The sequence below is a fragment of the Nostoc sp. genome, from assembly GCF_036916985.1.
Lineage (GTDB): Bacteria > Cyanobacteriota > Cyanobacteriia > Cyanobacteriales > Nostocaceae > Nostoc.
Window position 1 is genome coordinate 1 of sequence record NZ_JBALFD010000057.1, and the last position, 11554, is coordinate 11554.

Annotated in this window: 12 protein-coding genes; 1 reads left to right on the top strand and 11 read right to left on the bottom strand. The window is 46.0% G+C overall.

From position 1 onward, the window contains the following. The 11 genes from V7L07_RS19430 to V7L07_RS19480 form a co-directional block, all read right to left on the bottom strand. On the bottom strand, positions 1 to 847 hold an 847-nt coding region (locus V7L07_RS19430; RefSeq protein WP_335060556.1), incomplete at its 3' end, for a GMC family oxidoreductase. Positions 848 to 1067: 220 nt separating this feature from the next. Next, positions 1068 to 1373, bottom strand: a complete 306-nt coding sequence (locus tag V7L07_RS19435; RefSeq protein WP_335060558.1) for a cupin domain-containing protein — start codon at positions 1371 to 1373, stop codon at positions 1068 to 1070. Positions 1374 to 1543: 170 nt separating this feature from the next. After that, positions 1544 to 2017 (bottom strand): hypothetical protein, encoded by a 474-nt coding sequence (locus V7L07_RS19440; RefSeq protein WP_334777835.1) that lies wholly within the window; start codon positions 2015 to 2017, stop codon positions 1544 to 1546. Between the two features lie 17 nt (positions 2018 to 2034). Next, the gene (locus V7L07_RS19445; protein WP_335060560.1) at positions 2035 to 2874 is read right to left on the bottom strand and encodes an alpha/beta fold hydrolase; all 840 of its coding nucleotides are present in this window, start codon (positions 2872 to 2874) and stop codon (positions 2035 to 2037) included. 3 nt (positions 2875 to 2877) lie between these two features. After that, positions 2878 to 3432 (bottom strand): DNA starvation/stationary phase protection protein Dps, encoded by a 555-nt coding sequence (dps, locus tag V7L07_RS19450; protein WP_335060562.1) that lies wholly within the window; start codon positions 3430 to 3432, stop codon positions 2878 to 2880. A gap of 186 nt (positions 3433 to 3618) precedes the next feature. Further along, positions 3619 to 3900, bottom strand: a complete 282-nt coding sequence (locus V7L07_RS19455) for a hexameric tyrosine-coordinated heme protein (protein WP_335060564.1) — start codon at positions 3898 to 3900, stop codon at positions 3619 to 3621. 129 nt (positions 3901 to 4029) lie between these two features. Continuing rightward, positions 4030 to 4557, bottom strand: coding sequence for a universal stress protein (locus tag V7L07_RS19460; RefSeq protein ID WP_335060566.1), 528 nt, complete (start codon positions 4555 to 4557; stop codon positions 4030 to 4032). A gap of 174 nt (positions 4558 to 4731) precedes the next feature. Continuing rightward, a complete protein-coding gene (locus V7L07_RS19465) occupies positions 4732 to 5379 on the bottom strand; it encodes a nitroreductase (RefSeq protein ID WP_335060568.1) in 648 nt (215 codons plus the stop codon). A 77-nt stretch (positions 5380 to 5456) separates the two neighbouring features. After that, positions 5457 to 6200, bottom strand: a complete 744-nt coding sequence (locus V7L07_RS19470; protein ID WP_335060570.1) for an SDR family oxidoreductase — start codon at positions 6198 to 6200, stop codon at positions 5457 to 5459. Between the two features lie 126 nt (positions 6201 to 6326). Beyond that, positions 6327 to 6734 carry a hypothetical protein gene (locus V7L07_RS19475; protein ID WP_335060572.1) on the bottom strand — a complete coding sequence of 136 codons (408 nt, stop codon included), beginning with the start codon at positions 6732 to 6734 and terminating at the stop codon, positions 6327 to 6329. A gap of 20 nt (positions 6735 to 6754) precedes the next feature. After that, on the bottom strand, positions 6755 to 7693 hold the full coding sequence (locus V7L07_RS19480; protein ID WP_335060574.1) for an NAD-dependent epimerase/dehydratase family protein: 939 nt from the start codon (positions 7691 to 7693) through the stop codon (positions 6755 to 6757). A 459-nt stretch (positions 7694 to 8152) separates the two neighbouring features. Between V7L07_RS19480 and V7L07_RS19485 the strand changes: the two genes are divergently transcribed. Further along, positions 8153 to 11554 (top strand): two-partner secretion domain-containing protein (locus V7L07_RS19485; RefSeq protein WP_335060576.1); only part of this gene is annotated, 3402 nt, incomplete at its 3' end.

Here is an 11554-nt window from a genome sequence, read left to right on the forward strand (position 1 = left end):
GTAAATCAGCAACCACAGGAATGTTGAGCGGGAGCAGATGCTCTGCATTCCCAATTCCAGAGAGCATCAGCAGTTTGGGAGAATCGAATACACCCGCCGACAGAATCACTTCCTGATTAACATAAACTTGTTGCAGCGTTCCTTGGTGCAGATACTCTACTCCAATTGTGGAAGTTCCCTTAAACAAAATTCGAGTCACTAATGCACCAGTTTGAACCGTTAAATTAGGACGAGCAAGAATTGGCACTAGAAATGCGGCGGCGGCACTGTGCCGCTTCCCGTCTTTAATAGTTAATTGATACAGTCCCACACCTTCTTGTTGTATGCCATTGAAATCGGGATTGCGCTCGTAGCCTATTTGGGCTGCGGCTTCGATAAATCGCTCTGAGGTGGCAGTAGGGGCGATCGGATCGGTGACGCTCAAAGCTCCATCAACACCGTGAAATTCTGACGCGCCTCGCTGCTGGTTTTCTGATTTTTTGAAGTAGGGCAATACTTCCTCATAGCTCCAGCCTGGATTGCCGAGCTTTTGCCAATGGTCGAAATTGTGGCGATTGCCTCGAATGTAAATCATGGCATTGATTGAACTGGAGCCACCGACGACTTTGCCACGCGAACATAAGATTTTCCGCTCATTCAGATGTGGTTCTGGTTCAGTCCAGTAAGCCCAATCAACTTCAGTGCCTAGCAAGCTTGGCCAGGCTACAGGAACTTGAATCTCAGGTTTATTTACTGGATTCCCTGCTTCGAGCAACAACACGGTTGTTTCGCTATTTTCTGTCAAACGATTGGCAACAACACAGCCTGCTGAACCAGCACCAATTACCACATAATCGTATTGTGTCATGATATCCTTGGTTGTGTATTCAACTACTTCAATAACTGCAACTAAGATTTTTATTCAACGCTATATTTTCGATGGACTGCATACAGTGAGCAGATTTGCAATCAAGCCAAGCAGCAACACTCATTCTCCCTATTCGTCCAACAGCGCCACTGCAAACAGCAAATGGCTCGCGTTGCTTAAAAGCCGATAAAATTTCTCGTGGACAATGATTCTTTCAACTTCATGTGTGCAGAAATGCGAGATTTTCCAATGCACGAAGTGCATGAGGAATGCTTGCGGGTATGTAAACGAAAACTCCCGGTTGTAAAGTAATTTCACGCCCCTCTAGGGTTAGCACTCCACGCCCTTCGATTACAGTCACCGAGATATTCCGTGAAGCTACATGTTCTGGTATTTCAGTGTCCGCCGTTAGACAAACTAGTGAGAATTGCACTTGCTCATCTTTAACCAAAGACTTTCGGCTGGCTCCAGGTTTGGTATAGTTGACTTGCTCTTGAAGCTGAGTTGTAAACGATTTTTGGGTCATCACCATGATTCTCCAATAGTGCTGTGATGGTGGATTTTATTTCAGAAAAGACAGGCACCATTGTCCAACAGTGGGGACAAAACCAGCAAATTTTATGGTGCTGAATGTGCCGTAGTAATAGGTAAGAGCAATAAGGACAGTTGTGCATGATTATTTACCTCTGTCATTACTCATGGAAAAACAATCTTAGGAGTAGCTGCATATCCTAGATAAAGATAGGCAGCAGATCGCAGCACAATTTCGGAATAGAGAATCTTTTGGATGTCTAAAGAAGGCGCACGTTTAGCCGTGAAGTTGTAAGCCGCGATTTCCCCTTCCAGGCTGAAATCGGTATCCGTCAAGTAGTGGTCATAATCGTGCATTCCTTGAAAGATAAATCCATAAATCGGATTGGGATACACGGTAGAATCGTAACTATCGGCGGATACCCAAAGTTGCCCTCGCTTAATATCAGCAAACATCTCTTGGGCGTTGTTGTAACGCATATAATCTGAAAATTGCAGATTTAAGGGCAATTGGTGGAACTCAGCCATCAGCCAGTCACAAAGTTGAGTAATGGTTTCGTCAGAAATCTCAGCTGGCTTGCCTTTTAGGTAGAGGTTAGCGAGAGTTTCCACCATAAGGGTTAGCGATCGCTTAACCATCGTATAAATAATTAAGGTTAATGAACTTTACTTGAGGCTTCTGCCTTTGCTGCCTCAATAATCAGATTTGCTACTTCCGCAGGATGTGAAACCATTGAGGCATGGCTTGATGGTAATGAAATGACCGTTGCCCCAATACGCTTCGCCATAAAACGCTCTAGTTCTGGTGAAATCATGCGATCGTTATCAGATACTTGATACCACGATCGCTTGGACTTCCAGGCTGGTTTAGTCACTTTATCGTCAAAATTCTGGATTGCGATCGGCTTCTGTACAGCAGCCATCACACGTGCTTGAACAGTGTCAACATCCTGAGCAAATGCCTCTTGAAAAGTATCAGGATCAACCTCAAGGAACTGATTATTATAAACAGGATGGACATGGGAAGAACCAGATGGGGTGGGGAAACGCCCATTTAAGTCGCCGAGGCTTTCTCCAGTATCGGGTGCATAAGCTGCAATGTACACCAATCCAATAACATTTGGTGCATTGGCTCCTGCAACTGTAATGACTGCACCTCCATAGGAATGACCGACGAGAATTGTCGGATCTGTCTGAGCTGCAAGAACCTGCTCTACTACAGCAACGTCGTTTGCAAGGGAGGTGAGGGGAATCTGCACTGCCGTAACGCGAAAGCCTTTGTCTTGCAGTAGTGGGATCACCTTGCTCCAACTTGAACTGTCGGCAAAGGCTCCATGCACCAGCACGATATTATTAGCAGCCATTTTAGTCTCCTTCGTTTGATGTGAATGCTTCTGAGGTTTTGCAAGTGCAATCAGTGGGGTAGTAGTAAAACCTAAACCGATGAAAATTCCTACATTCAATAATCTTCGACGTGTAAATAAGTTATTCTTCATCAATCACTCCTCACTTTGGTCTGAATGATCTTTGTTCTGAAATGAGGTTTGCAGATGAGCTTCTAGAAACCACAACCGCTTGTCGATCGCTCGTGAAATCTCAATAAAGAGATCGTTGGTATCCATGTCACCCAGATCATTTGTTTTTTCAATGTTTTTGCGGAGGGATTTAGCGTAAATTGCCAAGTGATCGCTAAGTGCAATCACATGATCTGTGCCATCAACAGCATCGAAGGGATACTCAGGCAGTTCCGATTCTTTGGCAGCAATTCGAGAGGTTCCCAGTGCTTTTCCCCCCAATGTTGTGATCCGTTCGGCAATCAAATCAATAAATTCTTCAACTTCGGAAGCAATTTCATCAAACAGTAGATGCAGTTGATAAAAATCTTTACCTTTGACATTCCAGTGAGCATATTTGATCTGGGTCTTCAAGTCGATCGCAGTTGCCAAGCTTTGATTGAGTAAGGTATTTACTTGCGATCGGATTTCTACGGGAATATCAATTCGGGTTGAGTAAACGAATGATTTAGTGTCATTTTGCTTAGTTGTTGCAACCATAAGTTCTACTCCCAATATGTTGTTTTGTAATGAGTTAGGACTTACGCACAAATAGTTAAAAGATGTAGATGCATTCGCCCTGTATCGCAGGCTACTACAGAGACACAGAGAACATGGAGTAATAAGAATTTGAGACGTATTTTGCGTAAGTCCTGTGAGTAAACGTTTAGGGAAACTTTCGAGATATTACTTCCGCCAGTAGTTATTAGCAGCTGCGATCGTGGCAAACTCTGTTGCAACCGTCTGTCCAACTGCAATCAGCATCATGGCATCATTGCCATAAACATCTCGCAGTTGGTTGCGTTTTTCTTCATCCGGCTGAGTCAATTTAATAATTAACCGTGACATTTTGACTGCCAGTTGTCGTCCTTCTTCTGGTGTCTCAGTCAATAGTGAGTTATTAGGAACCAATGTAACTTCGGGTGGTCTTACAACAGGTGAATGGGTCGGGGCTATTACATTATCCATGTCAAAATTTCCTGAATTAGTGTTTACTTGAGAACAATTTCGATTCCACGGCAATAACTAAGGCAAAAGCTTGAAGTTTACGAATCTAACTTTTGCATTACCATCAATAAAGATATTCACAGATCATTCTTAATGAACTACTTGAGCTTCATTGACTAGGTGTACTTCAGATTTAAGAGGAACTGGAGCATAAACAACATGTACGGAACAAGGAGCATGGTGAAAAACATAATTACTCACGCTGCCTAAAATCAACTCATTCAAACCAGAATGTCCTCGACGACCGATCACAATCAAGTCAGCGCCCCAAGTTCGAGCAAGTTCACAGATATTCCGGCTGGGATTGCCAGAATTTTGAGTGAATTCAGTACTCACCCCGGCATTAGTTGCTGCTTCTGTATACGATCGCAATAATTTGAAGCCCTCTTCTTCGTAAGTTTGCCACTGCTTCCAATAATCCTCTAGAAGTTCTCCATTCAATGGGTGATATTCGAGAGCAAATAGCGTAGGTGTTTGGGGGCTATCCTTTTCTTCACTAGATAGGATATGCAACAGCATCAGGCTTCCTTTAGTTGCCTTTGCTAGAGTAAGCGCTTCATCAAAAACAGCATTACCATTTGGGGAACGGTCAATTGCAGCTAGAATCTTGCTAAACATAAAATCTCCTGAATCAAACAAATCAAAGAATCTTTAAACCATATTGAGCAATCTTCATCTTGAATTTCTTCTAAATGAAAAACTTCAACAAAGATCGTTCATTAATGGCATTAGGAACGTAGATACTCTTCTGCACTTGTGTTTAGCGTCTAGTAGAAAAAAACCAGCCTTTTGTCAATCGTCAAGAAACGAAACGTTTTTCTCAAGGGACTCACGGCTTATATGCAGATGATTAGCGGGAAAATCAGGATCGGAATAGCCAACGGCTAAACCACAAATGATTAATAATTCCGGTGAGATATTCAATTCGTTGCGGATGATTTCGGGATAAGTCGCTAGCGAAACCTCTACGCAGGTGCTAATGCCACGAGCGGTTAGGCTTAACACCAGCGTTTGTAAATACATCCCCACACTTAAAGCATCGGCAACGCCCAAATCTTGGTGCATACAGACAATAGCAACCATCGGTGCGCCAAAAAATTCGTAATTACGCAGAACGGCCATCTGTCTGTTCGCTTGATCATCACGAGTAATCCCCATCGCCCCGTAGACTTGCGCTCCCAGTTCTTGACGGTAATGCTGGAAAGCAGAAGGTAGAGGAGAGATGTTGGGCTGCTGCTTGGCTTGGTTTAGCAAAGCCTCTTGCAGACGATCGCGGCGATCGCCTTGGGCAAACACCAACCGCCACGGCTGGATGTTTGAATTCGACGGTGCTAGCTGCGCTAGAGCCAGGGCTTCATCGAGCAAGGCCCGTGGCACTGGTTGGGATAAGAATTTCCGTGTTGAGTGGCGGTCTTTAATAGTTTGGTCGAGATCAAACATATTTTATCAACCTCTATGAGAAATAAATGCGATCGCTTCGAGCAGGCGTTTTGCGCGATCGCTCAATCGGACAGCAGTTATGCGCTGAACCCTCCATCAATCATCAGGTTTGCGCCGGTGATGTAACCAGACTCAGGGCCGGCTAGATAAGCAACCAGCCCCGCAACCTCGTCAACCGTGCCGTAGCGGGCTACCGCTATCTGCTTTTTGAGCATCTCGGCAAACTCCCCCTCCGAGGGATTCATATCCGTAGCGATCGGCCCAGGCTGCACGTTGTTGATCGTAATCCCGCGTGGGCCAAGGTCACGCGACAGTCCTTGCACAAGCCCTTGCAGAGCAGATTTACTCATGGCATATACGCCGCCACCAGGAAATGGCATACGTTCGGCATTAGTGCTGCCGATGTTGATGATGCGTCCGCCCTCTTTCATGTGCTTGACTGCGGCTTGCGTCGCCACAAACACGGCACGCACGTTAATGGCAAAGGTTCGATCGAAGTCCGCCAGCGTGAAATCGTCGATTGGGCCGATCGCCAGTACGCCCGCATTGTTGACGAGAATATCAATACCGCCCAATTTGTTCACCGTGTCTTCAACAGCGGCGACTACCGCGCTGGCATCGGCACTGTCGGCTTGGATGGCAAGAGCTTGGACACCTAGCGCCTGCGCTGCCTGGACGATTTCGTTCGCGCGATCGGGTGAACTGGTATATGTGAAAGCGACATCAGCGCCAACACTAGCTAAACGCTTGACGATCGCTGCTCCAATACCGCGACTGCCTCCAGTAATGAGTGCGCGTTTATTCTTGAGTATGTGGTTCATGTTAGATACCGTGCAATGAGAAATTGGCTAATTCAGTGTGTATTTATCATGGAAGAAAACTGCTCTAAATTGGGAGCAAGCAAGTAAACAATAACAGATGATGGTGGTTAAAATAATCGAAACAATTCATATAACCTTTTCTGGTTCCTGAATGGTTTTCAATGCCCAGACGCCAATACAAGAGCCGAATCCATCCACAATTAATGTCAGAATAGCTGTGATTTGGAATAGTAGACCCCAACCTGTAAAGGAAACTTGAGACACATGATCCGAACTAATTACGATCAAATGATTGTAGATTCCAAAAAGGACTGATGCTGCCATTGAAAAGAGCAAGAGCCAGCTACCAATGCGGTAAAACTGCGTCCAAAGTAAAACGACTGCAATGATGGGAATCGCATAAATCACAATACCCACAAATAAACTTTGAAGTATTGAGAGGGGAACTGGGATTTCTACATGCGCTAAACCATGTAGTCCGTGTACGATCGCATGGATGAACACGATCGCTGTTCCATATTGAGCAATCTTCATCTCTCTTCTCCCCTAAATTTTTAACTGGCATGAGCCACGGCGCTGTTAACCATCCATTCCAAGGGTCGGGGCTGAAAATTTAATTCGCGTTTTGCCAAAGCATTTGATGCGCCTCGCATCTGAGTACCATAATAGACAGCATCCGCACCACTAATTCGCAGAGCATCCTCAACCGATACCTGCGGAGGTGGTGGAGCATTGAGCCATTGGGCATAAGCAGAAAGCCACTGGCGCACCGCTAAGGGTTGATCGCCCGTAATCAGGTAAATGCCAGGATTTCCTCGTTCTGCTGCCGCAACTGTAGCGATCGCTGCATCCTCAATATGTAACCACGACCACACACCTTCCCCATTCCCAACAATCGGGAACTGTTGCTGTCGCACCTGTTGGGCAACATCGCCATCGGGGGCAAACCAAGTACCGGGCCCGTAAAGGAAGCCATAACGCAGAGCAATCCCTTCTAGGTTGGGCGCTTCGAGTAAGTGGCGCTCGATTTCAGTGACTATGTGAGCATCTGCTGCAACCGCAGGCGAGGCATCAAAAGCTAATGGCGTTTCTTCGTCTGCCAAGCCTGCGCCGGGAATTGCCCAGAATGCGATCGACTGCCTCAGATAACGGCGCACGCCAGCCGCTTGTGCTGCCGCCAACACATTTGCACCCCCTTCTCGACGGATACGAGTGTTCAGTGCTGCTGCTGCACTCATCGACTCGCTAGTATAGGTTTTGGGCAGGGAAGTGAGTTGTTCAATCACCACTTCCGGCTGAGTGCGGGTGATGGCAGCTTTAACAGCATCGGCATCGAACACATCTGCGATCGCCAATTCCACGCCTTGTTCAGCTAAAGTTTGTGCTTTTTCTAGAGAACGTGTCAACGCAACTACTTCATGTCCTTGCGCTAACAGTTGCGTGATTAGGGGACGACCGATCGCTCCCGTTGCGCCTGCAACAAAAATCTTCATTTGTGAACCTCCTGTTGAAATCCGTGAAATATTTATTTATAGATAAGACGGGCATAGAATTGCTAAATTTGCAGCGAAACTTGGTTTATCGTTTGATGATGTAAAGCTTTACCTTTATCCTCTATATCTCTATATATTTATGGGTCTGAGCAAATCGAGATTATGCAGCTATTGATAAAAAAATCGGGCGTTGCTGAATCATGGGATGATTTCGCCCAATTTAGAACGAATTATCAATGGTTTCACCCGCAAATTCATCGCGCATTTATGCAACGGCAAAATCCAACTTACAGCCATCAATGTAAAACCTTGCTGTCTGTCAACTCACCTTGTAAAGAAAATCCGATCATTATTTGCTATTGCTGAGTCTTTTCCGGTAATCTTTATGATTAAAGTATTTTTATGTGGAAACTGTGCTCAAGATTTTTGTTCAAGCATAGCTGGAGGCAAGGCAGCAAGATGAGCCAGTGGCATATACATCTATGGGTTTTTGTAGGCAGTGCTTTGTGGATACTGGGTTGTACTCAACCGATTGCAGCTCAAGTAATACCCGATAATACACTACCTGTGGGGGAGCGATCGCAAGTCTCTGGCAACCCCAACTTCCGAATTGACGGCGGGGCTAGGCGGGGTGGCAATCTATTCCACAGCTTCCAATCATTTTCTGTGCCCACTGGGGGTACTGCCTACTTCAACAATGCCGCAGATGTGCAGAACATTTTTAGTCGCGTTACAGGTGGATCGATCTCTAATATTGATGGTGTGATGCGGGCAAATGTTACTGCCAATCTGTTTTTGCTCAATCCTAACGGCATTATTTTTGGTGCAAATGCGTCACTTAACATCGGGGGTTCCTTTGTTGCTACGACTGCCAATGCGATCGGGTTTGCCAATGGCGAATTTTTCAGCAGCAATGCGACTCAACCTTTACCTAGTCAATTTTTAAGCGTTAACCCTAATGCTCTCTTCTTTAACCAACTCACGCCGAAGCCGATTGTTAATCAATCTACTTTTAATAACACTGGTTTACAAGTTCCCCCAAGACAAAACCTATGGCTGATTGGTGGCTTGGTGGAACTAGATGGGGGACACTTAACTAGTCCGGGAAGCTATGTTGAATTAGGGGGTATTGGTGGGGTAGGAACTGTTGGTTTATCTACTGCTCACGAAGATTGGCAATTAACCATTCCCGATGATGTAGCGCGGGCAGATGTTTCCCTCAGCAACAGTGCTGGGATAAATGTTCTTGCAGGCGATCGTGGGAGTATTGCCATCACTGCTCGGAACTTGACCCTGAACCAGGAAAGTACACTTAGGGCGGGAATTGCTGAAGGATTGGGCTTTCCTGGCGCTCAAGCGGGAGATATTAAGCTCGATGCAACAGAAACAATAAATCTAGCTGATGGCAGTGAAATCAGCAACGAAGTACGTCCTGGAGGTACGGGTAATGCAGGTGACATTAATATTACTACAGGGTCATTTTCTCTCACAGATGGGTTTGATTCTTATACTCTTCTGTTTTCCACCACGGCTGGACAGGGGAATGCAGGCAGTGTGAATATCAATGCCCGCGATACAATCTCTCTCGGTTACCTAAGTGATATGAGAACTTCCGTGGCTCATAATTTTATATTCAATGACAATGACAATAGTTTGGAACAAGAACAAATTGGTGTTGGTAACGCTGGTAACATCAACATCACTACAGGGTCACTTTATCTCAACTATGGCTCGGAAATAGCTGTCGGCACAAGTGGACAGGGAAATGCAGGCAGTGTGAATATCAATGCCCGCGATCGCGTCTTATTAGATGGCACTCTTATAGACAATTACGTGAGTTCCGATGGCATCGGTAACGTTGGCGGCATCAACATCAGTACGGGATCGCTTTATCTTACCAATGGCGCTACACTGTATTCCAACACGAGTGGACATGGGAATTTAGGCAGCGTGAATATCAATGCCCGCGATCTCGTCTCCCTAGATGGTTTGGATAGTAGTGTGGGCAACATCGTATATACAAATGCTGTCGGTAACGCTAGCAGTATTAACATCACTACGGGGTCGCTTTCTCTTACCAATGGCGGTGTAATAGCAACCAGAACGTTTGGACGGGGGAATGCAGGCAGCGTAAATATTAATGCCCGCGATACTGTCTCTTTAAATGGTCAGTCCGATTTTGATTATCCCAGCAGTATTTATACACAAGTGTTTGATCGAGATGCTATAGGTCAAGGCGGAGATGTAACGATCTCAACTGGCTCGCTGTTATTGGCCAACGGGGCTGCTGTGAATACCGCCAATGTTGGTGGGACAGGCAATGCCGGTCGCGTTACCATCCACGCTCGTGACACCGTACAGATTAGTGGAACAGCTCCTATACTTTACCACGACGACAACAACAGTGGAGATACTGTGTACCACAGTGGAGTTGTTACCTCGGTGACATCAGGCTCTCTGGGAGATGGAGGAGACGTAAGTATCACCACAGGCTCACTCTCTGTTTCTGACCAAGGGAGAATTATCACTAAGTCTGACGGGCAAGGCAAGGCCGGGAATATCCAGATCCATGCAAGGGATGCCGTTTCCTTTGATGGAGCAGAGGCTACTAGCACGCTTGAGCCAGGGGCAGTAGGCAAAGGAGGCGATATTGACCTCACAGCGCGATCGCTCTCACTCTTCAATGGCGCTCAACTGTCGGCTACCACCTCTGGAAAAGGAGATGCTGGTAATATCAGCATTGCTACCTTGGATACAGTAAACCTCTCTGGTGTAAATTTCTCAGGGGATGCAAGTGGCTTATTTACAAGCAGTAAACCATTAGCGACTGGGAACGGAGGTGAAATTCACGTTGAAACAAGAAAATTGCAGATCACTAATGGTGCAGTTCTCAATGCTCAATCCTTCAGTAGTGGACGGAGTGGTGACATCATAGTTAGTGCCGACACGGTGGGTTTGAGTGGTGGCGGGCAACTGCTCACCACGACTTCTAGCAATGGTCATGCAGGCGACATCACTGTAAACACTCCAGACCTACAACTATCTGGGACAACCAGTGGTCTGTTCGCTGGTACCACCAGTACAGGAGATGCAGGTAGCTTGACCATTCAGCCACGAGGAAACGGGCAAAGTGTCAGGGTAAACCTCCAGGACGGGGCACAAATCTCTACCTCTACCTCCAGTAGTGGTGATGGGGGACGGCTGACCATTACTGCCCCAGAGTCGATTACTCTCACAGGTGATGGTTCGATCATTGCTGCTGGGACTGGTGGTAGTGGTGCGGGTGGGGACTTAAATCTCCAAACGGGAACCCTCAGCATTCAAAATCAGGCAGAAGTGACAGTCAGTAGTTCAGGTACAGGCAATGCAGGTTTGCTGTCTGTGGATGCCAATCGCATTTATCTCAACAACCACAGCAGCATCCGAGCTGACACCACAGGCGGTGGAGGAAATCTCTTTTTGCGTACTCCCTTGTTACTATTACGCAATGGAAGTTCTATCACGACTAATGCCACTGGCGAAAATATTCCCGGAGGTAATATCACCATCAATGCACCAGACGGTTTCATCATTGCTGTTCCCCAAGAAAATAGTGATATCAGCGCTAATTCTAGAGATTTTCGTGGTGGTCAAGTGGCAATTAACGCTCAAAGTATTTTTGGGATGCAGTATCGCAGTAATGTACAAACTCCACAAAGTGATATCACTGCTACAGGAGCAAGTCCACAGTTCAATGGTTCAGTGCAAGTCAATACACCTGATGTAGATCCCAGTAACGGATTAGTGGAATTGCCAGTCAATTTTGTAGATCGGTCTGGCTTGATTGCTCAAGGCTGTCCAGCAAATAAAGGCAATTCATTT